Origin of the sequence: Streptomyces sp. NPDC059010, assembly GCF_042740355.1 — a bacterium.
Classification (GTDB): domain Bacteria; phylum Actinomycetota; class Actinomycetes; order Streptomycetales; family Streptomycetaceae; genus Streptomyces.
Map to the genome: position 1 here is coordinate 171,380 of NZ_JBHYJA010000002.1, position 25,760 is coordinate 197,139.

Consider the following 25,760-nt stretch of genomic DNA (forward strand, 5'->3'; position numbering starts at 1 on the left):
GGCGGCTCGATTCGGCCCTAGGATGGCGCGCTCCGGCCATCCTTTCGCGGTCACCGCCTCACCGGGACCGCCCGACCCCGCGCCGTCGCCAAGTCCCCCCAACGGCGCAGCGACGATGGACTCCCAGACCTCACAGTCATCCCAGGCCCCTCAGCCCTCACAGTCACCTCATACGTTCCAGGTCGACCTGCGCGGTCTGGTGGACCTGCTCTCGCACCATCTCTACTCCAGTCCGAAGGTCTATCTGCGCGAGCTGCTGCAGAACGCCGTCGACGCCATCACCGCCAGACGCGCCGAGGAGCCGGACGCACCCGCCAAGGTGCGGCTGTACGCCGAGAAGGGCGCCCTGCGGGTCGAGGACTCCGGTGTCGGACTGACCGAGGCGGATGTGCACGACCTCCTCGCGACCATCGGGCGCAGCTCCAAGCGTGCCGAGGGGCTGCAGGAGGCACGGTCCGACTTCCTGGGGCAGTTCGGCATCGGTCTGCTGGCCTGTTTCGTGGTCGCCGAGCGGATCCGGGTGGTCAGCCGCAGCGCGCGTACACCGGACGCGGCGCCCGTGGAGTGGACGGCCACGGACGACGGCTCGTACACCGTGCGGACCCTGCCGGACGACGCCCGGCCCGAACCCGGCACCACCGTGCACCTGGTGGCGCGGGCCGGTGCCGCCGAGTGGCTGGCCGAGGAGCGGGTGCTGGCGCTGGCGCGGGACTTCGGCTCGCTGCTGCCGTACGACGTGCGGGTCGGCAGCGAGGCGGTCACCGATCTGCCGGCGCCCTGGGACCGGTCGTACCCCTCCCCCGCCACCCGGCAGGTGGCTCTGGCGCGGCACTGCCGCGAGCTGTTCGGCTTCACACCGCTGGACTCGATCGAGCTGGACGTGCCGCTCGCGGGGATCCGGGGCGTGGCGTACGTCCTTCCGTCGGCGGTCAGCCCGGCCCAGCGGGCGGGTCATCGCGTCCACCTCAAGGGCATGCTGCTGACCGAGCGGGCCGAACAGCTGCTGCCCGACTGGGCGTTCTTCGTGCGCTGCGTCCTGGACACCGACAGTCTGCGACCGACGGCGTCGCGCGAATCGCTGTACGAGGACGAGACGCTGGCGGGCGTAAGGGAGGCGCTCGGCGAAAGGATTCGGTCCTGGCTGACGGGGCTCGCGGCCGGCGATCCGGAACGGCTGTCGGCGTTCCTGTCGGTGCACCACCTGGGCGTGAAGTCCCTCGCGCGGCACGACGGGGAGATGCTGCGGACGATGCTGCCGTGGCTGCCGTTCGAGACGACCGACGGGCGGCTGTCCCTGGAGGAGTTCGCGCAGCGGCACCCGGTGGTGCACTTCACGCGGACCGTGGAGGAGTACCGGCAGGTCGCGCCGATCGCGTCCGCACAGGGCGTCGGGGTGATCAACGGCGGCTACACCTACGACAGCGAGCTGATCGAGGCGCTGCCGTCGGTGCGGCCGGGGACGGTCGTCGCCGAGCTGGACGCGGACACCGTGACCGCCCATCTGGACTCGGTGGACCCGGCCGAGGAGCTGGCCCTGTCCGGCTTCCTGGCGGCCGCGCGGGCGAAGCTCGACCCGCTGGGCTGTGATGTCGTCCTGCGCGCCTTCCATCCGCTGTCCGTGCCCGCGCTGCACCTGGACGACCGCGCGGCCCGGCACGAGCAGGCCCGCGCGCAGGCCGAGGAGCAGGCCGACGACCTGTGGGCGGGCATCCTCGGCTCGCTGCGCGGCAGCACTCCACGCGCGCGTCTGGTGCTCAACCACCTCAACCCGCTGATCCGGCGGATCAGTTCGCTGGGCGATCCGGAGCTGATCGGCACCGCCACCGAGTCCCTCTACGGGCAGGCCCTGCTGATGGCGCAGCGCCCGCTCAGGCCCGCCGACTCGGCGCTGCTGAACCGGGCCTTCATCGGCCTGCTGGAATGGGCCACGAACGGCGAGGGAGGACGCTGATGAGCGAGATCACCGACTTCGACGCACTGCGCCGGGCGATGGCGGAGAACGGCGAGGAGCCGGAGGGTCCCGCCCGCAACGCGCGCGCGGAGCAGCTGCTCACCGAGGCCGAGAGGCTGAACGTCCCGCTCGCGGTGATCGAGGCGCTCGGACACCAGCTGAAGGTCTACAACTACAGCTCCGAGAAGGACAAGATGTTCGTCCCCTTCGCGCGTCTGCTGCGCATGTGGGACGAGCGGCCCGAGGACTTCGACGAGTACGAGACGCATTCGCTGCACTGGGTCTTCAAGTGGATGTCGTCCGGCATGCTCGACCAGCCGCACATCCCGCTGGCCTCGATCGAGAAGTGGCTCGGCGAGATGGAGCACCGCTACCGGCTCGCCGGGCACTCCGAACGGGCCGTGCGCGGCGCCGAGTTCAGTGTCGCCGCGCATGTCGGCGACGTGGCGCGGGCGGAGCGGGCGTACGGCGCCTGGCTGGCGGCCGACCGGGACAGCATGGCCGACTGCCACGCGTGCGAGCTGCACGGGCAGGGCTGGTGGCAGGCGGAGCGGGGCCGGGACACCGAGGCGCTGCGGCTGTGGCGGCCGGTTCTGGAGGGCGAGTTCACCTGCGCCCACGAGCCGCACACGGTCCTCGCGTCCTCCCTGACGCCGCTGCTGCGGCTGGGCCGGGTGGACGAGGCCCGCGCCAACCATCTGCGGGGCTTCCGGCTCGTACGGCCCATGGAGAGCATGCGGGGCGCGTACGCGGACCACGTGGAGTTCTGTGCGCTGACCGGCAACGAGGCGCGTGGCCTGGAGCTGCTCGCGGAGCGGCCGGCGTACTTCACGGACGACGGGCACCCGCGCAGCAAGCTGGAGTTCATGACGGTGGTGGCCCTGCTCATGGACCGCCTGAGCGCGCTCGGTCCGGCCGGCCGGCAGGTGCCCGGTCCGGCGGGCCGTACCTGGACCGCCGGTGAACTCGCCGTCCACGCGCGCGAGGAGGCCCTCGCCCTGGCCGCGCGCTTCGACGAGCGCAACGGCACGGCGTACATCAGCGAGCGGGCACGCGCGCGTATGGCGCAGCGGCCGCTGGTGGAGCGGCTGCCTCTGGGTGTGCGTACGGCGGCCAGGCCGACGGCAGCGGTGACGCCCGGCGTCAGTGCCGGGGGCGTACCGGCCGCGGCGAACGTCCCCGAGGACACGGCCGAGCGGCCCGGCCTGCGCGCGCTGATCGCCGAGGCGCGGCGGCTGTCGGACACCCTGCAGCCGAACGCCATCGAGGCCTGGGCGGCCGTCTCCCGCGCCGCCGAGGGCGTCGAGCTGGACGCCCTCGACCGCGCGGAGATCGCCGACCACCGGGCGATGGACCTGGGCCCCGAGGGCATCCCCCTGTTCGAGGAGGCCGCCGGGCTGTACGCGGAGGCGGGCGACCCCGGGGAGTCGCTGGCGGCCTACGCGCGTGGAGCGTACGTACGCGCGCTCACGGGCGAGGTGTCCGAGGCCCTCACCACGATCGCCGACCTGTACGACCGGGCCCTCGCGCTGTACGCCGAGGACGGCACGGGCGTACGGCAGACGGCGGCCGTGCTGATGAGCCGGGCGCGGATCCTGATGCGGGGGGTGCACGAGGCCGGGGAGACGCTCCAGGAGGCCGTCCTCGCGGACGCCGAGTCCGCCGCGCGTGAGGTGCTCGCGCTCGTCGACGGGCGCACCGGGGACGACGTACGGCTCGCCGCACGGGCCGCCGAGGCGCAGGCGATGCTCGCGGAGCTGGCGGTGCTCACCGGGGACGTGGAGGGCGCCGCGGTGCTGTTCGGGTGGGCCTCGGAGGCGTTCGTGGGCGCCGGGCTGCCGTGGTTCGCGGTGGAGTACGAGGCCCGGCTGGCCGGGCTGGCGCACCATCTCGGCGACATCGCGGAGGCCGAGCGGGCGCTGCGGGCGGCCCTGGAGCACGGCGGGCCGCACCTGGAGGCGCCGGGCCGGGCCCAGCTGCATCTGCAGCTGGCCGAGGTGCTCGGCGGGCGGGGGCTGTCCGAGGAGGCCGCGGAACACGCCCTGGAGGCGGCGCACTGGGCCGACGAGGCAGGTGAGAGCCGCACGCTGGGTGCCTGGGCGCGGCACCAGCTCGGCGGGTTCCTGCTGCGGCAGGGGCGGTTCGCCGAGGCCGCCGAGGTGCTGGAGTCGGCGCTGCCGGACCTGTCCCCCGACACACATGGCGACGGGGCGGTCGTCCAGACGCAGTGGTGGCTCGGCGACTGTCTGAGCGAGCTCGGCGAACACCGCGAGGCGGCCGAACGCCGGCTGCAGGCCGCCGAGATCGCCCGGCACTGGCCCGAGCAGCACGACCACGCCACGCTCGCCCACCTCGCCGCCGAGTCGCTCGGCCACGCGGGGCTGCTCGGCGAGGCCGACCGGGCGTACGAGCGCGCGGGCACGCTGTGGCGGACCCTCGGCAATGTGCACGGCCTCGTCCGCTCCCTGCGCGCACGCGCGTGGCTGGCGCTGCGTGTCGAGGGCCGGGAGGACGCCGCGGCCGAGCTGATGGCGAGCGCGGTCCAGGAGTGCAGGGCGGCGCTGGACGAGGCCGACGACGAGGAGGCACGCGAGCGGGTCGTCACCGAACTCGGCCACACCCACCGGCAGTTCAGCGACCTCCTCGCGCGCTCCGCGGCGGAGGACGCCGAGGACGAGTCGATCCAGAGCGCGCTGGAGGAGGCCCTGTCCCAGGTGGCACAGGCCATCGCGGTGTTCGTCTCCGTGGGCGACGACGCCCTGCACAGCCGTACCGGCGCCGAACTCGCCGCGGGCTGGCTGGAGGCCGACCTGAGCCGCCCTGCCGAGGCGGCGGCACGCGCGCGTGCGGTGCTCGCGGCGTACGCCGGTGCCGGGGAGGACGACGAGACGGCGCAGGAGCGACGGGCGGAGGCCGAGCAGATGCTTCAGGTGATGGAGGAGCAGGCCAGGGAGTAGGCGGGGAAGTCGGCCGGGGAGCAGACCTCGCTCACTCCACGCCGATGAGCAGCAACGCCCCTTGCCGCCCGCCCCGGTACACCACCGTGTCGACGGCGAGATACGACTCACGCACGCGTGCTTCGAGGTGCTCGGCGATCGCCTCCGGCGCCTGGTCGCCGAGGACCAGGGTGACGAGTTCGCCGCCGGCCGAGAGCATGCGGTCGAGCACGGACTCGGCGGTGGCGGTGACGTCCGAGCCGATCACGGCCACGTCGCCGTCGACCAGACCGAGGACGTCCCCGGCCTGGCAGATGCCGGCCATGGTCCAGGACTGGCGCTCGGCGACGGCGACCTCGGCGTAGCGGGTGGCGCCGGCCGCCGAGGTCATCGACACGACGTCCTCGTCGAAGCGGCGCTCCGGCTCGTGCACGGCGAGCGCCGCGATGCCCTGGACCGCCGACCTGGTCGGGATCAGCGCCACGCGGATGCCCTCCGTGCGGGCCTGCTCCGCCGCCGCGGCCGCCGTGTGGCGCAGGTCGGCGTCATTGGGCAGCAGCACGACCTCACGCGCGTGGGCACGCCGTACGGCCTCGACCAGCTCCCCGCTCGCGGGCGGCTCCCCGGGGCGGGCGAGGACGGTCGTCGCACCGGCCTCGGTGTACAGCCCGGCCAGGCCCTCACCGGGCACGACGGCGACGACGGCCCGCTGGACCCGCTCCCTGCTCGGCCGCCGGCCGGTGGTGTGCGCGTCGTCGGCGCCGAAGTGGGTGATCCGGATCCGGTACGGCCGCCCGGCCTCGACGCCCGCCTCCACGGCGGCCCCGGCGTCGTCGACATGCACATGGACGTTCCACAGCCCGTCACCGCCGACGATCACGAGCGAGTCCCCGAGGCCGTCGAGCCGCTCCCGCAGCCGGTCCACGGCGTCGTCGCCGGCCTCCAGGAGGTAGATCACCTCGAAGGCGGGGCCGCCGTCGCCCACGGCGTCGGCGCACTCCTCCGCATCGGCGGGGGACGTGCCCCCACCGACGACCGGGGTTCCGTGCGAACCGTCCTCCACGCGTGTGTGGAGGACGGAGAACGCGGCGACCGCCTCCCCCGTGAACGTCTCCACCAGTGCGCCCAGCACCGCCACCAGCCCCCGCCCCCCGGCGTCGACCACCCCCGCGCGCTCCAGTACCGCCAGCTGCCCGGGCGTCGCCGCCAGTGCCGTGCGCGCCCCTTCGTAGGCCGCCCGCGCGACCGCCCCGCAGTCCTCGCCCTCCGCCCCACCGGCGGCGTCGGCGGCGGCCGAGGCGACCGTGAGGACCGTGCCCTCCACGGGGTGGGCCACGGCCCCGCGGGCGGAGTCGGCGGCCTGCCGCAGGGCGAGGCGAAGACCGGAACCGTCGGTGTGAGCCGTCTCACCGTCGGCGGCGAGCACCTGGGCCATGCCGCGCAGCAACTGGGCGAGGATCGTGCCCGAGTTCCCCCGGGCGCCTATGAGAGCCCCGTGCGCCATGGCGCGGGCGGCGTCCGCGAGGGTGGGTTTGCCGTCGTCGTACGCGGTGAACACGGCCTCCACGGCCGCGACCGCCGACTCCACGGTCAGATACAGGTTCGTGCCGGTGTCCCCGTCGGCCACGGGATAGACATTGATCGCGTCGATGTCCTCGCGCGCGCGACCGAGCGACTCCAACGCGAGGCCGCACCAGGTGCGCACCGCGAGAGCATCGAAGAATGTCTGCGGCACCTGCGCCACCTGCGCCTCCTTGAGCTGCCGGCCGTGGGAGGCAGCGTAGACCCAGGGTCGCTCGGCGCCGGAAGAGGGCCGGGAGCGGGCCCCTGAGCAGCCATGGTAGTTTCGTTCCACTGGCGCAGTCGTTGTATGCTGCTCCGGTTGCCCGATCCACATCGGGCCGTTCCCCTGGCAGCGCCACTCAGATCTCTGATCCTAGATCTCGATCCCGGCATGCCGGGATTAACCGTAAGTGCATCTGAAGTCTTTGGAGTGACCCGTGGCTGCCAACTGCGACGTCTGCGGCAAGGGGCCGGGCTTCGGCAACAACATCTCGCACTCGCACCGCCGTACGTCCCGCCGCTGGAACCCGAACATCCAGCGCGTACGTACCGTGGTCGGCGGGACGCCGAAGCGCGTGAACGCTTGCACCTCGTGCATCAAGGCCGGCAAGGTCTCGCGCTGACGCAGAGCTAAGCGCGCGGCCACTGCTGGTTCGCTGCACAGAGCCGGTCCACCTGAGGGTGGGCCGGCTTTTTGCCGTACCCGACAACCCGCTCCCCCGGCGCCGCTGACCTGCCAGAATCCCGGGCATGCGCTTCGGCATCCTGGGCCCCCTGGACGTACGCACCGACGACGGCACGCCACTGGACCCCGGCGGACCCCGCCCCCGTGCGCTGCTCTCCCTGCTGCTCCTCGACGCCGGCCACGCGGTGTCCCCGCAGCGTCTGATCGACGGCCTGTACGGCGCCGGGCCGCCCGCCGGGGCCGCCAACGCCCTCCAGTCGCAGATCTCCCGTCTGCGCAGGCGCCTGGCTCCGCACACGGACATCGAGGCGGGGCCGGCCGGCTACCGGATCACCGTTGCGCCCGAATCCGTCGACGCCCACCGTTTCGAACGCCTGGCGGGAGAGGGGCGGGCCGCGCTCGCCGCCGGTGACCACGCGCGCGTGGCGCGTCTGCTCCGTGAGGCGCTCTCCCTGTGGCGCGGCCCGGCGCTGCCCGACCTCCCGGACACGCACGCCGGGCGCATCCGGCTCGAAGAGCTCAGGCCGGCCGCCGTACAGGACCGGATCGAGGCGGACCTGGCGCTCGGCGGCGGCTCCGACCTCGTACCGGAGCTGCGGTCCCTGCTCGCCGCGCACCCGCTCAGCGAGCGGCTGTACGGGCAGTTGATGCGGGCGCTGCACGCGGGAGGGCGGCCCGCGGAGGCACTGACCGTGTTCGAGGAGGCGCGGCGGGCGCTCGCGGAGGAGCTGGGGGCCGATCCGTCGCCCGAGTTGTCCGCGCTGCATCTGGAGCTGCTCCAGGGGCAGAAGAGCGAGCGCCGACGGGTCCCCGTCCAGCTCACCCGTTTCGTCGGCCGCGAGGCCGAACTGGCCGAGATCGGCTCGGCACTCGACGGCTCCCGTCTCGTCACGCTCACCGGTCCCGGCGGCGCCGGCAAGACCCGGCTGGCCATCGAGGCGGCGAGCGGGCACACCGACGTCTGCTACGCCGAGCTGGCGCCCCTCACCGACGGGGCGCAGATCCCGTACGCCGTACTGGCCGCCCTCGGTGTGCGCGACGGCTTCCGGTCCCCCGCGACGGACGGCACCGAGCGGCTGACGGCCGTGCTGGAGGACCGCGAGCTGCTTCTCGTCCTGGACAACTGCGAGCACCTCGTGGCGGACGCGGCCCCGCTGGCCGCGCTGCTCCTCGGTGTGTGCCCCGGGGTGCGGGTGCTCGCCACCAGCCGTGAGTCCCTCGGCATCACCGGTGAGGTGCTGATCCCGGTGCCGCCGCTGCCGCCGGAGCCCGCCGGGCGGCTCTTCCTGGACCGCGCGCGGGCGGTGCGTCCCGGATTCGAGGGGCACACGCGTGTGGCCGACATCTGCGCCGCCCTCGACGGGCTGCCCCTCGCCATCGAGCTGGCGGCGGCGCGGCTGCGCACCCTCACCCCGGACGAGCTCGCCGACCGCCTCCACGACCGGTTCCGTCTCCTGTCCCGGGGCGACCGCTCCAAGGCGCCCCGGCATCGCACGCTGCGTGCCGTCGTGGAGTGGAGCTGGGATCTGCTGGACGAGGAGGAACGGGAGCTCGCGACGCGGCTGACGGTGTTCGCGGGCGGGGCCGGCCTGGAGGCCGTGGAGGCGGTGTGCGCGACGCCGTATCCGGAGGATCTCCTGGCCTCGCTGGTGGAGAAGTCGTTCCTGGAGGTGTCCGAGGGGCGCTACCGGATGCTGGAGACCATCCGCGCGTTCGCCGCCCAGCAGCGTGCGGACGGCGCCGACGGGCACCGGTACGAGCAGCGGTTGCGGGACGCCCACGCCGCGTACTTCCGGGCGCTGGCCGAGCGCGCGGAGCCCTGTCTGCGCGGCGGTGGGCAACTCCCCTGGCTGGCCCGCCTGGACGCCGAGCGGGACAACCTGGACGCGGCCCTGCGGCACCTGGTGGCCACCGCTCCCGAGGACGCCCTGCGGCTGATGGCGGCCCTGTCGTGGTTCTGGCGGCTGCGCACCCCGCACGGCGAGCAGGTGCCGTTGGCCCGCGCCCTGCTGGCGGCGGTCGGCGAGGCACCGCCCCCGGGGCTGGCCGAGGAGTACGCCCTGTGCCTGATGAACACGGTCACCGGCCGGGGCGACGAGCCCGGCGAACCGGACCGCATCGCGCGCGTGGCCGCCCTCATGCACGCCCTGGAGGAGCCGTTGCGGCTGCCGTTCACGATGGTCCTGTGGTCACTGGCCGCCGGGCCGCTGTACGCGGTGGACGAGGATCTGCTCGCCCTGCAGGTGGGCGACGAACCGTGGGGCCGTGCGCTGCTGGACCTTGGGCTCGCCTACCGGGCCCAGTTCACCGGCGACCCCGTGGCCGCCGAAGCCGCCTTCGCGTGCTCGCTGGCCTCCTTCCGTGCGACCGGGGACCGCTGGGGCATGGCCAACTGCCTGGATCCGCTGGGCGGTTTCGCGGGCCGGCGGGGCGAGTACGACCGTGCCCTGGAGCTGTTCGACGAGGGGCTGGTGTACGTCCGAGAACTGGACGCCCCCGAGGAGACCTCCGACCTGTTGCGCTCCCGGGCCACGGTGCTGCTCCACCGCGGCGACGCCGAAGAGGCCGGGGGCCATTTCAGGCAGGCCGCCGACCTGGCCCGTGAGGCGGGCGCTCCGGACAAGGTGGCGGCCGCCCGGCGCGGGCTCGGCGACACGGCCCGGCTGACCGGGGAGACCGCCCACGCGCGCGTGCACTACGAAAGCGCGCTGCAGGCCTGCGCGGCCAACTGGTTCAGCGTCGGCGAGACCGTCCTGATCCTCATCGGCCTCGGCCGCACGGCCGCCGCCGAGGGCGACCTCGACCAGGCCCGCGACTGGTTCGCACAGGCCCGCATCCACGCCCTGGACTCGCCCGACGCCCTCGCCATGGCGTCCGCCGCCGACGCCCTGGCCTCCGTCGCCCCGCACCCCGAACGCGCGGCCGAACTCCTGGGCGCCGCCGAGGGCCTGCGGGGCGCCTCGGCCGAGGGCGACCCCGATGTCGTACGGACCCGGCGGGCGGTACGCGCGCGGCTGTCCCCCGAGGCCTACGACAAGGCCTTCGGGCAGGGCCGCGCCCTGCGGTCAGCGGCGGTCAGCGAACGGTAGGGGGACGGTCAGCGGCGCCACCGAGGCTGCCGTACATGACGAACGACGTGAAAAACGTGCACAACGTGCACAAGGCGAACGACACGGGCATCGCGCACAAGGCCTACGACCTCAGCCATCTCACCGTCCTGATCTCCGGTGCCAGCGTCGCCGGTCCCGCCCTGGCGCTGAACCTCCTCCGCCACGGCGCGCAGGTCACCGTGGTCGAGAGGGCGCCCGAGCTGCGCGGCGGCGGCTTCGCCGTGGACTTCAGGGGGCATGTGCACCGCAAGGTGCTCACCGAGATGGGCATCTGGGACGAGATCCACGCCCGCCAGACCCATATGGGCCGGCAGATGGTCGTCGACGCGGACGGCGCCCCGAAGGTCGATCTGCCGTCGGAGATGATGAGCGGCGACGTGGAGATCTTCCGCGGCGAACTCGCGCGCCTCATGTACGAACGCACCCGGGACCGCGCGGAGTACGTCTTCGGCGACTCGGTCGCCACGCTCACCGACACGCCCCACGGTGTCGACGTCACCTTCGACAACGGCCCCGCCCGCCGCTTCGACCTGGTGATCGGCGCGGACGGCCTGCACTCCCGCACCCGCTCTCTCGTGTTCGGCGAGGACTCCGGCCACCTGCGCTTCCTCGACCACTACGTGGCCGGATTCGACGTCCCCAACCACCTGGGCCTGGACCGCACCGGCCGGGTCTACAGCGAGCCCGGCCGGGCGATCGCGATCGGCAACTACGACGGCGACCCCGACCGCGCGGGCGCGCTGCTGGTCTTCCGGTCCGAGCGGCTGTCGTACGACCGCCGGGACGTCGCCGCGCAGAAGCGGATCCTCGCCGACCGGTTCGCGGGGACGGGCTGGGAGGGGCCGAACGTCCTCAAGGCCCTGGAGACGGCCGACGACCTGTACTTCGACGCGATCGCCCAGATCCATGTCGACCGGCTCACCCGGGGGCGCGTGGCGCTGCTGGGGGACGCCGGGTACGGGGCGACCATGGGCGGGATGGGCACGGGGGTGGCGGTCGTCGGCGCCTACGTCCTGGCCGGTGAACTCGCCCTGGCCGGCGGGGATCACCGTACGGCGTTCGCGGCGTACGAGTCGCGGATCTCGGCCTTCGCCAAGGGCTGCCAGAAGACCTCGGGCAACGCGGGCCCGTTCTTCGCCCCGGCCACCGAGCGGCGGATCCGCAGCCGGGACCGGATGTACCGGCTGCTCTCCTCCCGCCCGCTGGCGGCGTTCTTCAAGCGCCTCACCGAGAAGTCGGCGACCAACATCAAGTTGCCGGAGTACCCCGCGTGAGGGCTATGCGCGGGCTCTCAGGGCCCAGCCGTGGTCGACCGGCCCGATTCCGCCGCCGAGCGAGAACCCGGCGGCGATCGCCCCGGTGACGTACTCCTTGGCCGCCGTCACCGCCTCCGGCACGGACTGTCCCTTGGCGAGCTGCGACGCGATCGCGGAGGCGAGGGTGCAGCCGGTGCCGTGGGTGTGGCGGTTGTCGTGGCGCGGGGCGCGCAGCCAGTGCTCCTCGGAGCCGTCCGTGAGCAGGTCCACGGCGTCCCCCGAGAGGTGGCCGCCCTTCACGACGACCCAGCGGGGCCCGTACGCCAGCACCGCCGCCGCGGCCCGCCTGAGGTCGTCCTCGGACTCGACGTGCACGCCGGTGAGTTGGGCCACCTCGTCCAGGTTCGGCGTCGCCACGGTCGCGACCGGGAGCAGCTCGGTGCGGACGGAGTCCAGCGCGGAGGCCGCCAGCAGCGAGTCGCCGTGCTTGGAGACGCCCACCGGGTCGATGACGGCGGGCGCCTCGGTGCCGCCGATCAACTCGGCGACCGCCTCCACGAGTTCGGCCGACGCGAGCATCCCCGTCTTGACCGCCTGGACGCCGATGTCGTCGACGACGCTGCGGTACTGCGCCCGCACCGCCTCCACCGGCAGCTCCCAAGCGCCCTGCACACCAAGGGAGTTCTGGGCGGTGACCGCCGTGATCACGCTCATGCCGTGCACGCCGAGCGCGAGCATCGTCTTCAGGTCGGCCTGAATGCCCGCGCCGCCGCCGGAATCGGAGCCCGCCACCGTGAGAACGCCCGGGATCATGACTCGATGTCCCCGCCGAAGTGGTCCCAGCCGCCCTTCTTGGTCCACGGTGCCCCGTCCACCGTCACCTGGGGCAGCGCGGAGGGGTTGAGGACCTCGCCGATGACCTTCCAGCGGGCCGGGAGCTTCACGTCCGGCGGGAAGGTGGCCACGATCGCGTGGTCCTCTCCCCCGGTCAGCACCCACTGCATGGGGTCGACGCCGACGGCCTGCCCGATGTCGTTCATCTGCGTCGGGATGTCGATCGCGCCGGACCGGATGTCGATCCGGACCTTGCTGGCCTCGGCGATGTGCCCGAGGTCGGCGATCAGCCCGTCGCTCACGTCGCACATCGCGGTCGCGCCGAGCGCGGCGGCGGCAGGGCCCGCGTGATACGGCGGCTCGGGGCGCCGGTGCGCCTCCACGAAGGCACGCGGCGAGCGGAAACCCCGGGCCAGCACGGCGTATCCGGCGGCGGACCAGCCCAGCCAGCCGGTCACGGCGACGCGGTCGCCGGGCTGCGCGCCCGCCCGGGTGACCGGCTCCTGGTTGCGCAGATCGCCGAGCGCGGTGATCGACACCATGATCGTGTCGCCCCGTACGACGTCGCCGCCGACCACCGAGGCGCCCGCGACCTGGCACTCGTCGCGGATTCCGTCCATCAGCTCGCTCGGCCAGGTGACCGGGAGTTCGGCCGGCACGACCAGGCCGAGCAGCAGCGCGGTCGGCACGGCGCCCATGGCGGCGATGTCCGCGAGGTTCTGCGCGGCGGCCTTGCGGCCGACGTCGTAGGCCGTGGACCAGTCGCGGCGGAAGTGCCGTCCCTCCAGCAGGATGTCGGTGCTGGCCACGACCCTGCGGTCGGGCGCGGCCACCACCGCGGCGTCGTCGCCCGGGCCGACCCGGACCGCCGGGGTGGTGGTCAGACGGGAGGTGAGCTCCCTGATGAGCCCGAACTCACCGAGCTCACCAACAGTGCCCTTCATTTCCCTTACGCCCCTTCTGTCCCTGTTCGCACCCGGTCGCGCGTCACTACGGTCCTCGCTACGGTCAAGGTGTACGTCAACTTCTGTCGTGCCCGAGAGCCTGCGGACAGGTTCTGGGCCCCGGCACGCAAGCCCCGGCCACCGCAGGTCTCCCCGCGACGAGCGGCGACGCGATACCGTGGCGTTCCTTTTCCCCACATGATCCTCGTGGCCGCCCTGGAGGTTCCGTGGTACAGGCGTACATCCTGATCCAGACGGAGGTCGGCAAGGCGTCGACCGTCGCCGAGACGATCAGCAAGATCCCTGGAGTCATCCAGGCCGAGGACGTGACGGGACCGTACGACGTCATCGTGCGCGCCCAGGCCGACACAGTCGACGATCTGGGTCGCATGGTGGTCGCGAAGGTCCAGCAGGTGGACGGCATCACCCGCACCCTGACCTGCCCGGTCGTCCATCTGTAGCCCCCGTCTACCCTTGGCCGGTGAACTCTTTCCGTCACCGGCGCATTTCTGTCCTCGGGCTGCCCGCACTCGTCCTGCTGATCACCGCGGCGGGCTGCTCATCAGCAGACGACAGCCGGTCGGCCGCGGTTCCCAGCCCCGACAGTACGGTGGCCGGGCTGTGCCGGAAGCTGGACAAAGTGCTGCCGGCCAAGGTGGACGGTGTGCGCCGTGAGGATCCCTCGCCCGCGTCCACGCTGACCGCGGGCTGGGGGGACCCGGCGATCATACTGCGGTGCGGTGTCACGCGACCGCCGAAGATGGTCGACCCCGACGTGGCCGAGGGACATGACGCCGACGCGGTCCCGGGTGGGGTCGAGGGCGTCGACTGGCTGATGGAGAAACAGGACGGCGGGGCACACCGTTTCACCACCGCCAATCGAAACGCGTACGTCGAGGTGACGGTGCCTGCCGGGCGCGACAGCTCGGGTGTGCTGATCGACCTGGCGTCGGCGGTCAAGAAGGCGATTCCGGAGCGGACGACCTACTGACCGCCGCGGGGTTCAGCGCAGGCCCGTCGACCTGCGCAGCGCCGCCTGGATCAGCCGGTCGATCAGGTCCGGGTAGCTGATCCCGCTGGCCTGCCACATCTGCGGGTACATCGAGATCGGCGTGAAACCGGGCATCGTGTTGATCTCGTTGATCACGAACTCGCCGTCCTCGGTGAGGAAGAAGTCCGCGCGCACCAAGCCCTCGCAGGAGGCCGCCTCGAAGGCGTCCACGGCCAGGCGCTGCACCTCGGCCGTCTCCTCGGGCGTCAGCGGCGCCGGCACGATGCCGGGCGTGGAGTCGATGTACTTGGCCTCGAAGTCGTAGTACGCGTGCGCGTCCGGCGGCGGGATCTCCGCGGGGACGGAGGCGCGCGGGCCGTCCTCGAACTCCAGCACTCCGCACTCGATCTCACGGCCGCGCAGCGCCGCCTCGACCAGGATCTTCGGGTCGTGCCGCTTCGCCTCGGCGATCGCGTCGTCCAGGCCGGACAGGTCCTCGACCTTGGTGATGCCGATCGACGAACCCGCGCGCGCGGGCTTCACGAACAGCGGCCAGCCGTGATCGCCGGCGAGGTCGATGATCTTCTTGCGGGCGGCGGACTCGTCCTGCTCCCACTCACGCGGCCGGATCACCACATACGGGCCCACCTTGAGCCCGAACGAGGTGAACACCCGCTTCATGTACTCCTTGTCCTGGCCGACGGCCGAGGCGAGCACGCCCGAACCGACGTACGGCACACCGGAGAGCTCCAGCAGCCCCTGCAGGGTGCCGTCCTCGCCGTAGGGCCCGTGCAGCACCGGGAAGACCACATCGATCTCACCGAGCGCCTTGGGCACCGATCCGGGCTCGGTGTAGACGACTTCGCGGTTCGCGGGGTCGACGGGGAGCACCACACCGCCCTCGCTCGACTCCGCCATCTGCTCGACGTTGGGCGTACGGCGCTCGGTGATCGCCATACGTTCCGGTTCGTCGGCGGTGAGCACCCATCGGCCGCCCTGCGTGATGCCGATCGGCAGGACGTCGTACTTCGTCCGGTCGATCGCGCGCAGTACGGCGCCTGCGGTGACCATGGAGATCCCGTGCTCGGAGCTGCGACCGCCGAACACGACGGCCACACGCGGCTTGCGGGACGGCTGGCCAGGGCTCTGGGGGAGGTTCTCGGTGCTCATATCGCGTCGAGAGTACCCGCTCGCCGGGGCCGTAGTCAGCGTCCGTTGACGGTGGCGGTTCGCGCAGCGCCCTCTTAGGGGCGCGGGGCTGTATCGATCTACGGCTCCGCCGCGCGGGCGCGACAAGCCACGACGGAGCCGCAGCCGCCCGACAACCCACACGGCTCCCCCAGCGGAGCGCCTAGCGTCGTTCGGGCTTCGCGCTGCGCGACATCAGCTCCTTGAGGGCGACGACCGGCGGCTTGCCCTCGTGCACGATGCCGACGACCGTCTCGGTGATCGGCATGTCGACGCCGTGCCGACGGGCCAGATCCAGCACGGACTCACAGGACTTCACGCCCTCGGCGGTCTGCTTGGTGACCGCGATGGTCTCCTCCAGGGTCATGCCCTTGCCGAGGTTGGTGCCGAAGGTGTGGTTCCGGGACAGCGGCGAGGAACAGGTCGCCACCAGGTCGCCGAGACCGGCGAGTCCGGAGAACGTCAGCGGGTCGGCACCCATCGCGAGGCCCAGCCGGGTCGTCTCGGCGAGGCCGCGGGTGATCAGCGAGCCCTTGGCGTTGTCGCCGAGGCCCATGCCGTCCGCGATGCCGACGGCGAGGCCGATGACGTTCTTCACGGCTCCGCCCAGTTCGCAGCCCACCACGTCCGTATTGGTGTACGGCCGGAAGTACGGCGTGTGGCAGGCGGCCTGAAGACGCTGGGCGACGGACTCGTCGGTGCAGGCGACGACGGCCGCGGCGGGCATCCGGGAGGCGATCTCGCGGGCCAGGTTGGGGCCGGTGACCACGGCGATGCGGTCCTGGCCGACCTTGGCGACGTCCTCGATGACCTCGCTCATCCGCATGGTGGTGCCGAGTTCGACGCCCTTCATCAGCGACACCAGGACCGTGCCCGGCGCCAGCATCGGCGTCCACTCGGCGAGGTTGGCGCGCAGGGTCTGGGAGGGGACGGACAGCACCGTGAAGTCGGCGCCGGCCATGGCCTCGGCGGGGTCCGTGGTCGCCCGCAGGGCCTGCGGGAGCTCGACGCCGGGGAAGTAGTCGGGGTTCGTGCGGGTCGAGTTGATGGCATCGGCGACCTCGGCGCGACGGGCCCACAGCGTGACCTCGCATCCCGCGTCGGCCAGGACGATGCCGAAGGCCGTGCCCCATGAACCGGCGCTCAGAACTGCCGCCTTGACGGGCTTGCTCACGTGCCCTGCCCCTCTTCCTGCTCGGCCTTCGCCTGCTGCGCCTGCCTGTTCTGCGCGGCGGTCCTGCGTCGCTGCTCGATGCGCTCCTGGCGCGGGTCGTACGGGGTGTCGGGCGCCTTCTCGCCGCGGATCTCCTCCAGCTGGCGGGTGATGGCGGCCATGATGACCTCGGTCGCCTCCTTCAGCAGCTCCGGGGTCATCTCCCGGTCGTAGAAACGCGAGAGGTCCACCGGCCGGCCCGCGAGCACCCGGTGGGTCTTGCGCGGAAGGAGGTTGAGCTTCTTGGCGTACGGCGGCAGCAGTTCGTTGGCGCCCCACTGCGCGACGGGGATCACCGGGCACTTGGTCTGCAGGGCGACGCGTGCGGCACCGGTCTTGCCGGTCATGGGCCACTGGTCCGGGTCCCGGGTGATGGTGCCCTCCGGATAGAAGGCGACGCATTCGCCTCGCTCCACGGCGTCGATCGCGGCGCGGAAGGCGCTCAGCGCGTCCGTGGTCTCCCGGTAGACGGGGATCTGCCCGCTGCCCCGCATGAAGGAGCCGACGAATCCCTTCTTGAAAAGCCCGCTCTTCGCCAGGAATCGCGGGACCCGGCCGCTGTTGTACTGAAAGTGCGCGTACGCGAAGGGATCGATGTGCGAATTGTGGTTCACCGCGGCGATAAATCCGCCCTCGGCCGGAATGTGCTCCATTCCACGCCAGTCCCGCTTGATCAGAACCACCAGCGGCGGTTTGGCGATCACCGCGGCGAAGCGGTACCAGAAGCCGATTCTGCGGCGGGGCACGCGTGCACCTTCCTCTAGGGGCCAAGGACGTCGGGCCGGTGGGCCGCACAAGTGTCACCCCAGGCCGCCGGTCTGTCGAGAACACGGTACGCCCCGCCACAGCCACCACCAGATGGCGCCGGTGACGGCTGAGTGACAATGGCCGCGACAAGAGAGGGACGGAACGCTGGTGCAGTGGACCTTGGTCGTACCCCTGAAACCCCTGGCGCGGGCCAAGAGCAGGCTCTCGGACACCGCGGCGGACGGGCTTCGCCCGGGCCTGGCCCTCGCCTTCGCGCAGGACACCGTGGCCGCGGCGCTGGCCTGCCCGGCCGTGAAGGATGTGGCAGTCGTCACGGACGACGCCCTGGCGGGCCGCGAGCTGGGCGCACTTGGCGCGCACATCGTCCCCGACGAGCCGGGCGGCGGCCTCAACGCGGCACTGGCCCACGCGGCGGCGGTCGTCCGCACGTCCCGCCCCGACAGCGCCGTAGCGGCCCTGAACGCCGACCTCCCCGCCCTGCGCCCTCTGGAATTGGCCCGGGTCCTGGACTCGGCGGCGGAATTCCCGCGCGCATTTCTCGCGGATGCCGCAGCAATCGGCACGACTCTGCTGACCGCAGCCCCGGGGCGGGAATTGCTCCCGATATTCGGCACGGATTCCAGGGCCCGTCACCGTGCGTCAGGCGCGGTGGAACTCGATCTCGACGACGTGGACTCCGTGCGCCAGGACGTGGACACCGGCGACGACCTACGCACGGCACTGGCACTTGGCGTAGGCCCGCGAACAGCGACGGCAGCGGCACGCCTGCTGATCAACGGACAGTAACTGCCACGCCGCCAAGGGGCGCGGGGCTGCATTCGATATGCGGCTCCGCCGCGTGGGCGCGACCAGCCCCAACGGCGCCGCACCCGAACAACAAACCCGTCGTAGGGTGACGGCATGCAGGCCACCGCATACACCTACAACGAAGAGACCCGCTCCGGCAGCGTCCTCCTGGACGACGGCACCCCGGTCCCCTTCGACGCCCCCGCCTTCGACGCCGGAGGCCTCCGGCTGCTCCGCCCCGGCCAACGGGTCCGCATCGAGACGGAAGGCAAGGGCGAGTCGCTGCACATCACGCTGGTGACGCTGCAGACGTTCTGAAACCGCACGCGAACACGCCGCGGGCCGGACTCCACACGGAGTCCGGCCCGGCGCGTGAGTGCCCTTGATGCGGTCCTACCTCTTGCGGGCGGTCGCCTTCTTGGCGGTGGTCTTGCGAGCCGTCGACTTCTTGGCGGGCGCCTTCTTGGCGGTCGCCTTCTTCGCCGGGGCCTTCTTGGCCGTCGCCTTCTTGGCGGTGGTCTTCTTCGCCGCGGTCGTCTTCTTGGCGGCGGCCGTGGTCTTCTTGGCCGTCGTCTTCTTCGCCGTGGTCTTCTTGGCGGCAGCCGTCGTCTTCTTCGCCGCGGCCGTCGTCTTCTTCGCGGTCGCCTTCTTCGCCGCGGCCGCCTTGGTGGTCTTCTTCGCGGCGGCCTTCTTGACCGTCGCCGCGGCACCACCGGTCAGGCTGCCCTTGGGCGCCTTCTTGACGGCGACCTCGCCGCCCCGCGGGAGCTTCTTCGAGCCGCTCACCAGGTCCTTGAAGCCCTGACCCGCGCGGAATCGCGGAACGGAGGTCTTCTTGACCCGAACCCGCTCGCCCGTCTGAGGGTTACGGGCGTACCGAGCCGGACGGTCGACCTTCTCGAACGAACCGAAGCCGGTGACCGAGACCCGCTCACCCGCGACGACCGCGCGGACGATGGCGTCCAGTACGTGGTCGACAGCCTCGGCGGCCTGCTGGCGGCCGCCCATCTTGTCGGCAATCGCTTCTACGAGCTGCGCCTTGTTCACGTCTTCCCCTTCGGAGACATCGCCAGAACGAAAGTGTTCAAGCTTTTTCGCACGTTAGGCAGATATATACCGCAAATCAAACACGAAACGGGCTAATCACCCTTGTGCCGCAACAGACTCGACTGTCTCGAAGGTGTTCTCAGCGTTCCTCTTCGGGGAATCGCCCCGCATCGAGGTCCGCGATGAACCGCTCCAGACGCCTTGCCGCTTCGGCGACGTCGTGTTTGGCCGCGGCCGTAATGACCAGCAGCTTCCGGGTCAGCGCCATCCGTACGCCCTCCGGGACTTGCAGTGCGCGCACTCTTGTGTGCGCTTCCTTCAGTTGGTCCGCGACTGCCGCATAGAGCTTGAGTTGGCCGTCGTGTTCCATGCACAGATTGTGCCATCTGGGGCGAGTTGTCGCCTGCCAGGGGTGCAACTCCGGCCTCAAATGGCCTTCGGAGCACTTGCGGAAGCCGCGGTCGCATCACTCGTGTACCCGTGCAACACCCGTCTTAACGTGGGAAGTTGAGACGGGCGCGGGCTCGGCACAGGACCGTTCGGGTGCAGACATGGCAGTACCCCCGATCGGGCTGATCGGGGGTACTGCAGAGGTGTTTCGGTGTCCGAAAGTCGCCTTGCGTTCGAGCCGCGGGCCGAACCGGAGCGGCTCCGGCTCAGATCTGGAGCGTGCGCGGCTTGAACGACGGCCGCTTCGCCTCGTAGGTGGCGATGTCGTCCTCGTTCTGGAGGGTGATCGAGATGTCGTCGAGGCCGTTCAGCAGGCGCCAGCGGGAGTTCTCGTCCAGCTCGAAGGCGGCGGTGATGCCCTCGGCGCGCACCTCACGCGCCTCAAGGTCCACAGTGACCTCAGCCGTCGGGTCCTTCTCCGTGAGCTCCCACAGCGCGTCCACGATCTTCTGCTCCAGAACCACCGTGAGCAGGCCGTTCTTGAGCGAGTTACCGCGGAAGATGTCCGCGAAGCGCGAGGAGATGACGGCCTTGAAGCCGTAGTTCTGCAGCGCCCACACGGCGTGCTCACGGGAGGAGCCGGTGCCGAAGTCGGGGCCGGCGACCAGCACCGTGGCGCCTTCGCGCTCGGGCCGGTTGAGCACGAACTCCGGGTCCTTGCGCCAGGCCTCGAACAGCCCGTCCTCGAACCCGTCCCGCGTGACCTTCTTGAGCCAGTGAGCAGGGATGATCTGGTCGGTGTCGACGTTGGAGCGGCGCAGCGGAACGGCCCGGCCGGTGTGCGTGGTGAATGCTTCCATGACTGATCAGACTCCAGCGGGCGTACGGGTCTCGGCGTCGGACAGGTCGGCCGGGGAGGCCAGGTGGCCCAGCACGGCGGTCGCGGCGGCGACCTGCGGAGACACCAGGTGCGTACGACCGCCCTTGCCCTGCCGGCCCTCGAAGTTGCGGTTGGAGGTGGACGCGGAGCGCTCACCGGGGGCCAGCTGGTCCGGGTTCATGCCGAGACACATGGAGCAGCCCGCGTGCCGCCATTCGGCGCCGGCGTCCTTGAAGACGACGTCCAGACCCTCGGAAACGGCCTGCAGACCCACCCGCGCGGAGCCGGGGACGACCAGCATCCGTACGCCGTCGGCGACTTTGCGGCCCTTGACGAGCTCGGCGGCGGCGCGCAGGTCCTCGATGCGGCCGTTGGTGCAGGAGCCTACGAAGACGGTGTCCACCTTGATGGAGCGCAGCGGCTGACCGGCCTCCAACCCCATGTATTCCAGGGCCTTTTCGGCGGCGAGGCGCTCCGAAGCGTCTTCGTACGAAGCAGGATCGGGGACGGACGCCGAAAGCGGCGCACCCTGGCCCGGGTTGGTGCCCCAGGTGACGAACGGCGACAGCTCGGCGGCCTCGATGACGACCTCGGCGTCGAACTCGGCGTCCGCGTCGGTCTTCAGCGTCTTCCAGTACGCGACGGCCGCGTCCCAGTCCTCGCCCTTGGGGGCGTGCGGGCGGCCCTGAAGGTAGTCGAAGGTGGTCTGGTCCGGGGCGATCATGCCCGCGCGGGCACCGGCTTCGATCGACATGTTGCAGATGGTCATGCGGGCCTCCATCGAGAGCTTCTCGATGGCCTCGCCGCGGTATTCCAGGACGTAGCCCTGGCCGCCGCCCGTGCCGATCCTCGCGATGATCGCCAGGATCAGGTCCTTGGCGGTGACGCCCTCGGGCAGCTCGCCGTTGACCGTGATGGCCATGGTCTTCGGGCGGACCAGCGGCAGCGTCTGGGTGGCCAGCACATGCTCCACCTGGGAGGTGCCGATGCCGAACGCCAGACCGCCGAAGGCGCCGTGGGTGGAGGTGTGCGAGTCACCGCAGACGACGGTCATGCCCGGCTGGGTCAGGCCCAGCTGCGGGCCCACGACGTGCACGACACCCTGCTCGACGTCGCCCAGCGGGTGCAGGCGCACACCGAACTCGGCGGCGTTCTTGCGCAGCGTCTCCAGCTGGACCCGGGAGACCGGGTCGGCGATGGGCTTGTCGATGTCGAGGGTCGGGGTGTTGTGGTCCTCGGTGGCGATGGTCAGGTCGAGCCGGCGCACCTGGCGTCCGCTCTTGCGGAGGCCGTCGAAGGCCTGCGGGCTGGTCACCTCGTGCAGCAGGTGCAGATCGATGAAGAGGAGGTCGGGCTCGCCCTCGGCGCGCCGGACGACATGGTCGTCCCAGACCTTCTCCGCGAGTGTCCTACCCATCGCTTTCCCTCCGGCCGGCATACGGTCCACCGGCCCAACTAGAGATCTTGAGAAGGCGGCCGGCGCCCGCGCCCCTGCTTTCGGGCGTCCACCGACAAGCCCGCTCTGGTCCGCGGGCCGCTCTGCCTTCGTTCTTCCAGAGTGGCGTGTTCCACGGAAAATTGAACTTGCGTTTCACAGAGTGAGACGCGAGTATCGTTTCATGGACAACAGTAGCGGCGTCGGCGTTCTGGACAAGGCAGCCCTTGTCCTGAGCGCCCTGGAGTCCGGTCCGGCCACCCTCGCAGGGCTCGTCTCGGCCACCGGACTGGCACGACCCACGGCCCATCGACTGGCCGTGGCTCTGGAACACCACCGGATGGTGGCGCGTGACATGCAGGGCAGGTTCATTCTGGGCCCTCGCCTCGCGGAACTGGCCGCGGCGGCCGGTGAGGACCGTCTCCTCGCCACGGCGGGCCCGGTCCTCACCCATCTCCGTGACGTCACCGGCGAGAGCGCACAGCTCTACCGCCGCCAGGGCGACATGCGCATCTGCGTCGCCGCGGCGGAGCGTCTGTCCGGCCTGCGGGACACGGTCCCGGTCGGCTCGACGCTCACGATGAAGGCGGGCTCCTCGGCCCAGATCCTCATGGCCTGGGAGGAGCCGGAGCGCCTGCACCGTGGCCTGCAGGGCGCCCGCTTCACGGCCACGGCCCTCTCCGGCGTACGACGCCGCGGCTGGGCCCAGTCGATCGGCGAGCGCGAGCCGGGCGTCGCGTCCGTCTCCGCGCCGGTCCGCGGCCCCTCCAACCGAGTGGTGGCCGCCGTGTCGGTCTCCGGCCCCATCGAGCGCCTGACCCGCCACCCGGGCCGTATGCACGCCCAGGCGGTCATCGACGCCGCCGGCCGCCTCTCCGAGGCCCTGCGCCGCACGGGCTGACGTACCGGACCACACAGGAACGTCAGCGGGGAGGGCCCGCCTCAACGCCGCGGCAGGCCCTCCCCGCTCCCCCGATCCCCCCTCGCCCCCCTGGTCACCCGGCCTGCTCGGCCGCCTTCTGCTCGGCCCCGGCCGCCGACCGGTACGCGAACCGGTCCTTGGCGTACCGCCCCCGCCGCTCCACCGGCACCTGGCCATGGGCCCCCGCGAGCCCGAACGCCGGCATGTCGAAGTAGATCGACTCGTACGACCCCTCGGGCACGACGTACGCCTCGTGCCACAGCCCCACATGCCCCCGCGCCTTCCCCGCCTTCTCCGTGCGGTTGAAGACCGCCCACGCCCGGTGATGAAGCATCTCCGGCGCGTGCGCGTAGGCGTAGAGCTTCTCCTTGGACTCCCAGTACTGGACGACGTAGTACGTCCGCGGCGAGGCCGTCAGCAGCACGCGCCCCAGCAGCCCCCGGTCAGCGTCCCGCGCAAGCTCCCCAAGCATGCGGAACATCGACAGCATGACCGGCAGCCACTGGCGCACCGCCCAGAAGTGATTGACCCGCATCCCGATCAGCAGGACCACCACATCGCCCTCGGTATCCGCGGTCGTACGGCCCGGCACCGGCTTCGCGAACATGGCAGCCTCACTCCCTCATCGGATAGCGGCGCTATCCTTCTGGTCGATGCTTGGATAGTGGCACTTCCCAAGGAGAGGCGCAAGAGATGCGGCTGGCGGAGCTCAGCGAGCGCAGTGGGGTGTCCACCGCGACGATCAAGTACTACCTGCGCGAAGGGCTGTTGGCGCCTGGCCACCAGATCAACACGACGACCGCGGAGTACGACGAGGAGCATCTGCGCCGGCTGCGGCTGGTGCGGGCGATGATCCAGGTGGGCCGGGTGCCGGTGGCGACGGTCCGGGAAGTGCTGGGTCATGTCGACGACGACTCCCTGCCGCGTGCGATCCGCCTCGGCGCGGCGATGTGGGCGTTGCCGCAGGTGCCGGAGCCGGACGAGGACGACGAGTTCGTCCAGGCCGCGCACCAGGAGGTCACCGCGCTCCTGGACCGGCTCGGCTGGGAGAACGCCAAGCAGCTCGCGACGATCTCCCCCGCGTACCGCTCACTGGTGGTGGCGGTGGCCGCGTTCCGTCGGCTCGGCTACGGCTGGGGGGCCGAACTGATGGCGCCGTACGCCGAGTTGATGCACCGGACGGCCGTCCTCGACCTGGACAACATGGAGAGGCACCCCTCGGAGGAGGAGCGGATCGAGTTCGCGATCCTGGGGGCGATCATCAACGAGCCGATCCTGCAGTCCCTGCACCGACTGGCCCAGGAGGAGGAGACGACGCGGCGATACGGCTTCGACGAGTAGCCGAAGCCGGGCACGACAAAGGCCCTCCGCCGAAGCGAAGGGCCTTCATTGTTGTACCCCCGACCGGATTCGAACCGGCGCTACCGCCTTGAGAGGGCGGCGTGCTAGGCCGCTACACAACGGGGGCGTGGAGCCTGCAAGCGTTTAGTACTACACCGCCGCAGGTCCGAGCTGGTCTACCTGGACTCGAACCAAGACTAACTGAACCAGAATCAGTCGTGCTGCCAATTACACCATAGACCAATGTGGTTTAGACCAGTCAGTACCCCCGACCGGATTCGAACCGGCGCTACCGCCTTGAGAGGGCGGCGTGCTAGGCCGCTACACAACGGGGGCCCTAGCGATCCCGACATGATCGGAATCAGTACCCCCGACCGGATTCGAACCGGCGCTACTGCCTTGAGAGGGCAGCGTGCTAGGCCGCTACACAACGGGGGCGATGCAGATGAGCTCTGCGAGCTGGCCTACCTGGACTCGAACCAAGACTAACTGAACCAGAATCAGTCGTGCTGCCAATTACACCATAGGCCACTGGAACGCAAACCCCTGAGGGGGATCTTGTTCTAGGTTGCTCCCCCGGGTTCCCGGCCTTTCGGCCCGCTCCCCGGCGGCGCAGGAAGAACATTACCCGAAGGTGGACGGGGCTCCAAAACGGGTATCCGAGCCAAGGAGCGCCGGGAGTTCGGCCAGGGTGGCGATCCGGTGCGGGCTGCCGTTCACCGGGGCGGCCGCGTCGTCGCTGGTGTACGCGCCGCCACGGTCGATCCACACCGACAGCAGCCCGGCGTCCGCGGCACCGCGCCCGTCGATCTCCGGGTGGTCGCCGACGTACGCCACCTGGTGCGGGGCCAGCTCCAGGGCCGCGCAGGCCGCGTGGAAGGCGCCGGCCTCCGGCTTGGAGACGCCCAGCTCGGCCGCGCACAGGATCGCCTCGAAGCGGTCGTGCACACCGAGCACCCGCAGCTTGCGGTCCTGGACGTGGATGCTGGAGTTGGACAGCACCGCGTGCCGGTGGCTCCCGGCGAGGGCGTCCAGGGCCGGCAGGACGTCCGGGAAGAGGGCCCAGGCGGTCTCGTAGTGCCCGATGTACCGCTCGAACCAGGCGTCGGCCTCGGCGTCGGTCAGCTCCTGCCCGAGGAACACCCGCACACGGTCACGTCGCTGGCCCTGGAAGGTGGCCTCCCCCGCGGAGAACCGCGCCCACTGCGCGTCGGTGACCGCCCGCCAGCGCACCAGGGCCCGCTCGACACCGTCGTACCCGTCGAGCAGCCCCTCGGCCAGCAGGTGCTCCCGCATTCCGGCACGGTCGGCGGCGGTGTAGTCGAAGAGGGTGTCGTCGACGTCCCAGACCACGGCTTTGATCGGCACGCGTCCAAGGTAGACCAACAGGCGGATTCCATCAGGGCGATCACCGGATCGATCCAAACCCCCCGGGGGGGGGGCCCCCCGGCGTGGGGGGGGCCCCCCCCCCGAGGTGGGGGGGGAGGGTCCAGCCCGCGCTCACTCGCTCGCGCGCGCGC

At 71.5% G+C, this 25,760-nt stretch carries 23 protein-coding genes and 5 tRNA genes; 11 read left to right on the forward strand and 17 right to left on the reverse strand.

Annotation, left to right across the window (positions count from 1 at the left end; translation table 11 throughout):
* The first annotated feature begins 115 nt into the window (after nt 1–115).
* Entirely contained in the window at nt 116–1,951 is a 1,836-nt protein-coding gene (locus ACFWYS_RS02935; RefSeq protein ID WP_384762501.1) for an HSP90 family protein, read from the forward strand.
* Nucleotides 1,951–4,908, forward strand: a complete 2,958-nt coding sequence (locus ACFWYS_RS02940) for a tetratricopeptide repeat protein (RefSeq protein ID WP_384762502.1) — start codon at nt 1,951–1,953, stop codon at nt 4,906–4,908. Before ACFWYS_RS02935 ends, ACFWYS_RS02940 begins: the two co-directional genes overlap by 1 nt.
* Nucleotides 4,909–4,939: 31 nt before the next feature.
* On the opposite strand, the gene ACFWYS_RS02945 is transcribed toward ACFWYS_RS02940, so the two are convergent.
* Nucleotides 4,940–6,631, reverse strand: a complete 1,692-nt coding sequence (locus tag ACFWYS_RS02945; RefSeq protein ID WP_384762503.1) for a DAK2 domain-containing protein — start codon at nt 6,629–6,631, stop codon at nt 4,940–4,942.
* A gap of 256 nt (nt 6,632–6,887) precedes the next feature.
* On the opposite strand from ACFWYS_RS02945, the gene rpmB reads away from it, so the two are divergent.
* The 3 genes from rpmB (at nt 6,888) to ACFWYS_RS02960 (ending at nt 11,519) form a co-directional block, all read left to right on the forward strand.
* Nucleotides 6,888–7,073, forward strand: a complete 186-nt coding sequence (gene rpmB / locus ACFWYS_RS02950; protein WP_003993230.1) for a 50S ribosomal protein L28 — start codon at nt 6,888–6,890, stop codon at nt 7,071–7,073.
* A gap of 127 nt (nt 7,074–7,200) precedes the next feature.
* The gene (locus ACFWYS_RS02955; protein WP_384762505.1) at nt 7,201–10,224 is read left to right on the forward strand and encodes an ATP-binding protein; all 3,024 of its coding nucleotides are present in this window, start codon (nt 7,201–7,203) and stop codon (nt 10,222–10,224) included.
* Nucleotides 10,225–10,259: 35 nt separating this feature from the next.
* Entirely contained in the window at nt 10,260–11,519 is a 1,260-nt protein-coding gene (locus ACFWYS_RS02960; RefSeq protein WP_384762507.1) for an FAD-dependent monooxygenase, read from the forward strand.
* A 3-nt stretch (nt 11,520–11,522) separates the two neighbouring features.
* Here the strand turns inward: ACFWYS_RS02960 and thiD are convergent, their stop codons facing one another.
* Together thiD and ACFWYS_RS02970 are read right to left on the reverse strand one after the other, a co-directional pair.
* Nucleotides 11,523–12,314 (reverse strand): bifunctional hydroxymethylpyrimidine kinase/phosphomethylpyrimidine kinase, encoded by a 792-nt coding sequence (thiD, locus tag ACFWYS_RS02965; protein ID WP_384762509.1) that lies wholly within the window; start codon nt 12,312–12,314, stop codon nt 11,523–11,525.
* Entirely contained in the window at nt 12,311–13,279 is a 969-nt protein-coding gene (locus ACFWYS_RS02970) for a thiamine-phosphate kinase (RefSeq protein ID WP_384762510.1), read from the reverse strand. Before ACFWYS_RS02970 ends, thiD begins: the two co-directional genes overlap by 4 nt.
* A 227-nt stretch (nt 13,280–13,506) precedes the next feature.
* Here ACFWYS_RS02970 and ACFWYS_RS02975 point away from each other — a divergent pair, with 227 nt between their 5' ends.
* Together ACFWYS_RS02975 and ACFWYS_RS02980 are read left to right on the forward strand one after the other, a co-directional pair.
* On the forward strand, nt 13,507–13,740 hold the full coding sequence (locus tag ACFWYS_RS02975) for an Lrp/AsnC family transcriptional regulator (RefSeq protein WP_003997603.1): 234 nt from the start codon (nt 13,507–13,509) through the stop codon (nt 13,738–13,740).
* Between the two features lie 20 nt (nt 13,741–13,760).
* The gene (locus ACFWYS_RS02980) at nt 13,761–14,270 is read left to right on the forward strand and encodes a DUF3515 domain-containing protein (RefSeq protein ID WP_384762512.1); all 510 of its coding nucleotides are present in this window, start codon (nt 13,761–13,763) and stop codon (nt 14,268–14,270) included.
* A gap of 12 nt (nt 14,271–14,282) precedes the next feature.
* On the opposite strand, the gene ACFWYS_RS02985 is transcribed toward ACFWYS_RS02980, so the two are convergent.
* The 3 genes from ACFWYS_RS02985 to ACFWYS_RS02995 form a co-directional block, all read right to left on the reverse strand.
* Nucleotides 14,283–15,440, reverse strand: coding sequence for a D-alanine--D-alanine ligase family protein (locus ACFWYS_RS02985; RefSeq protein WP_384762514.1), 1,158 nt, complete (start codon nt 15,438–15,440; stop codon nt 14,283–14,285).
* A gap of 181 nt (nt 15,441–15,621) precedes the next feature.
* Complete coding sequence (locus ACFWYS_RS02990; protein ID WP_384762516.1) at nt 15,622–16,632, reverse strand: NAD(P)H-dependent glycerol-3-phosphate dehydrogenase; 1,011 nt, start codon at nt 16,630–16,632, stop codon at nt 15,622–15,624.
* Nucleotides 16,629–17,417, reverse strand: coding sequence for a lysophospholipid acyltransferase family protein (locus ACFWYS_RS02995; protein ID WP_384762518.1), 789 nt, complete (start codon nt 17,415–17,417; stop codon nt 16,629–16,631). Before ACFWYS_RS02995 ends, ACFWYS_RS02990 begins: the two co-directional genes overlap by 4 nt.
* A 169-nt stretch (nt 17,418–17,586) precedes the next feature.
* Between ACFWYS_RS02995 and cofC the strand changes: the two genes are divergently transcribed.
* Both cofC and ACFWYS_RS03005 read left to right on the forward strand, forming a co-directional pair.
* Nucleotides 17,587–18,225 carry a 2-phospho-L-lactate guanylyltransferase gene (cofC, locus tag ACFWYS_RS03000; protein WP_384762520.1) on the forward strand — a complete coding sequence of 213 codons (639 nt, stop codon included), beginning with the start codon at nt 17,587–17,589 and terminating at the stop codon, nt 18,223–18,225.
* A 114-nt stretch (nt 18,226–18,339) separates the two neighbouring features.
* On the forward strand, nt 18,340–18,543 hold the full coding sequence (locus ACFWYS_RS03005; protein ID WP_384762522.1) for a hypothetical protein: 204 nt from the start codon (nt 18,340–18,342) through the stop codon (nt 18,541–18,543).
* Nucleotides 18,544–18,618: 75 nt separating this feature from the next.
* Here the strand turns inward: ACFWYS_RS03005 and ACFWYS_RS03010 are convergent, their stop codons facing one another.
* The 4 genes from ACFWYS_RS03010 to leuC form a co-directional block, all read right to left on the reverse strand.
* Nucleotides 18,619–19,272, reverse strand: coding sequence for an HU family DNA-binding protein (locus ACFWYS_RS03010; protein ID WP_384762524.1), 654 nt, complete (start codon nt 19,270–19,272; stop codon nt 18,619–18,621).
* Nucleotides 19,273–19,411: 139 nt separating this feature from the next.
* Complete coding sequence (locus tag ACFWYS_RS03015) at nt 19,412–19,642, reverse strand: hypothetical protein (RefSeq protein WP_384762526.1); 231 nt, start codon at nt 19,640–19,642, stop codon at nt 19,412–19,414.
* 286 nt (nt 19,643–19,928) lie between these two features.
* Nucleotides 19,929–20,522, reverse strand: a complete 594-nt coding sequence (leuD, locus tag ACFWYS_RS03020; protein WP_384762528.1) for a 3-isopropylmalate dehydratase small subunit — start codon at nt 20,520–20,522, stop codon at nt 19,929–19,931.
* A gap of 6 nt (nt 20,523–20,528) precedes the next feature.
* On the reverse strand, nt 20,529–21,959 hold the full coding sequence (gene leuC, locus ACFWYS_RS03025) for a 3-isopropylmalate dehydratase large subunit (protein WP_384762530.1): 1,431 nt from the start codon (nt 21,957–21,959) through the stop codon (nt 20,529–20,531).
* 202 nt (nt 21,960–22,161) lie between these two features.
* On the opposite strand from leuC, the gene ndgR reads away from it, so the two are divergent.
* A complete protein-coding gene (gene ndgR, locus ACFWYS_RS03030) occupies nt 22,162–22,878 on the forward strand; it encodes an IclR family transcriptional regulator NdgR (RefSeq protein ID WP_048580622.1) in 717 nt (238 codons plus the stop codon).
* A gap of 94 nt (nt 22,879–22,972) precedes the next feature.
* On the opposite strand, the gene ACFWYS_RS03035 is transcribed toward ndgR, so the two are convergent.
* Entirely contained in the window at nt 22,973–23,506 is a 534-nt protein-coding gene (locus tag ACFWYS_RS03035; protein WP_384762532.1) for a DUF4188 domain-containing protein, read from the reverse strand.
* A gap of 86 nt (nt 23,507–23,592) precedes the next feature.
* On the opposite strand from ACFWYS_RS03035, the gene ACFWYS_RS03040 reads away from it, so the two are divergent.
* On the forward strand, nt 23,593–24,240 hold the full coding sequence (locus tag ACFWYS_RS03040; protein ID WP_384762534.1) for a MerR family transcriptional regulator: 648 nt from the start codon (nt 23,593–23,595) through the stop codon (nt 24,238–24,240).
* Nucleotides 24,241–24,294: 54 nt separating this feature from the next.
* On the opposite strand, the gene ACFWYS_RS03045 is transcribed toward ACFWYS_RS03040, so the two are convergent.
* From ACFWYS_RS03045 to ACFWYS_RS03070, 6 genes are all read right to left on the reverse strand, one after another.
* Nucleotides 24,295–24,367 (reverse strand) — tRNA-Glu (locus ACFWYS_RS03045).
* Nucleotides 24,368–24,411: 44 nt separating this feature from the next.
* Nucleotides 24,412–24,483 (reverse strand) — tRNA-Gln (locus ACFWYS_RS03050).
* A gap of 20 nt (nt 24,484–24,503) precedes the next feature.
* Nucleotides 24,504–24,576: transfer RNA gene (locus ACFWYS_RS03055), tRNA-Glu, on the reverse strand.
* A 29-nt stretch (nt 24,577–24,605) separates the two neighbouring features.
* Nucleotides 24,606–24,678, reverse strand: a tRNA-Glu gene (locus tag ACFWYS_RS03060).
* A gap of 21 nt (nt 24,679–24,699) precedes the next feature.
* A tRNA-Gln gene (locus ACFWYS_RS03065) sits at nt 24,700–24,771 on the reverse strand.
* A gap of 93 nt (nt 24,772–24,864) precedes the next feature.
* Nucleotides 24,865–25,608, reverse strand: a complete 744-nt coding sequence (locus ACFWYS_RS03070; protein ID WP_384762536.1) for an HAD family hydrolase — start codon at nt 25,606–25,608, stop codon at nt 24,865–24,867.
* Between the last annotated feature and the right edge of the window lie 152 nt (nt 25,609–25,760).

What these genes read in the sequence shown, in the direction of transcription:
- ACFWYS_RS02935 (WP_384762501.1), top strand. Translation starts at nt 116, where the DNA reads ATGGACTCCCAGACCTCACAGTCATCCCAGGCCCCTCAGCCCTCACAG.
- ACFWYS_RS02940 (WP_384762502.1), top strand. Translation starts at nt 1,951, where the DNA reads ATGAGCGAGATCACCGACTTCGACGCACTGCGCCGGGCGATGGCGGAG.
- ACFWYS_RS02955 (WP_384762505.1), top strand. Translation starts at nt 7,201, where the DNA reads ATGCGCTTCGGCATCCTGGGCCCCCTGGACGTACGCACCGACGACGGC.
- ACFWYS_RS02960 (WP_384762507.1), top strand. Translation starts at nt 10,260, where the DNA reads ATGACGAACGACGTGAAAAACGTGCACAACGTGCACAAGGCGAACGAC.
- thiD (WP_384762509.1), bottom strand. Translation starts at nt 12,314, where the DNA reads ATGATCCCGGGCGTTCTCACGGTGGCGGGCTCCGATTCCGGCGGCGGC.
- ACFWYS_RS02970 (WP_384762510.1), bottom strand. Translation starts at nt 13,279, where the DNA reads ATGAAGGGCACTGTTGGTGAGCTCGGTGAGTTCGGGCTCATCAGGGAG.
- ACFWYS_RS02985 (WP_384762514.1), bottom strand. Translation starts at nt 15,440, where the DNA reads ATGAGCACCGAGAACCTCCCCCAGAGCCCTGGCCAGCCGTCCCGCAAG.
- ACFWYS_RS03005 (WP_384762522.1), top strand. Translation starts at nt 18,340, where the DNA reads ATGCAGGCCACCGCATACACCTACAACGAAGAGACCCGCTCCGGCAGC.
- ACFWYS_RS03015 (WP_384762526.1), bottom strand. Translation starts at nt 19,642, where the DNA reads ATGGAACACGACGGCCAACTCAAGCTCTATGCGGCAGTCGCGGACCAA.
- leuD (WP_384762528.1), bottom strand. Translation starts at nt 20,522, where the DNA reads ATGGAAGCATTCACCACGCACACCGGCCGGGCCGTTCCGCTGCGCCGC.
- leuC (WP_384762530.1), bottom strand. Translation starts at nt 21,959, where the DNA reads ATGGGTAGGACACTCGCGGAGAAGGTCTGGGACGACCATGTCGTCCGG.
- ndgR (WP_048580622.1), top strand. Translation starts at nt 22,162, where the DNA reads ATGGACAACAGTAGCGGCGTCGGCGTTCTGGACAAGGCAGCCCTTGTC.
- ACFWYS_RS03035 (WP_384762532.1), bottom strand. Translation starts at nt 23,506, where the DNA reads ATGTTCGCGAAGCCGGTGCCGGGCCGTACGACCGCGGATACCGAGGGC.
- ACFWYS_RS03040 (WP_384762534.1), top strand. Translation starts at nt 23,593, where the DNA reads ATGCGGCTGGCGGAGCTCAGCGAGCGCAGTGGGGTGTCCACCGCGACG.